This window comes from Neisseria sp. P0020.S003, from assembly GCF_051957095.1.
GTDB classification, from domain to species: Bacteria; Pseudomonadota; Gammaproteobacteria; order Burkholderiales; family Neisseriaceae; genus Neisseria; species Neisseria subflava.
The window spans coordinates 1-484 of the sequence record NZ_JBQCWU010000060.1; the positions used below are offsets into that span (position 1 = coordinate 1).

The 484-nt window shown below is 48.1% G+C and carries 1 protein-coding gene; it reads right to left on the minus strand.

Going from position 1 to position 484, the window contains the following annotated elements; genetic code table 11:
* Nucleotides 1-78 precede the first annotated feature (78 nt).
* Nucleotides 79-484 (minus strand): prephenate dehydratase (locus ACTHTQ_RS11310; protein ID WP_440363971.1); only part of this gene is annotated, 406 nt, incomplete at its 5' end.

Sequence of the window (484 nt, forward strand, 5' to 3'; positions counted from 1 at the left end):
GCATAAATGGCAACTATTGAGAACATAAATTTAGGCCATCTGAAAACTTTTCAGACGGCCTTTGATACCCAATAATCCTTACAAAACAACAGTCGGATAAGAGCCGACAACTTTCACGAAGGAAGCGCGTTCGCCCAAAAGCTGCAAGGCTTTTTGGACATTTTCATCGCTTTGGTGGCCTTCGATATCGATGAAGAACAGGTATTCCCACAAAACCGATTTGCTTGGGCGGCTTTCAAATTTGGTCATGGAAATGCCTAATTCGGTGAAAGGTTGCAACAAAGAAGTAACAGCACCGGCACGGTTGGGTGCAGAGACGACCAAAGAAGTTTTGTCGTTGCCGCTGCGGCCGGTTTCTTGATGGCCCATCACCAAGAAGCGCGTGGTGTTGTTCGGTTCGTCTTCGATACACTCGGCGGCAAAGCTCAACTGATAAATTTCCGCGGCGATACGTCCAGCAATGGCGGCCACATTCGGGCTATCT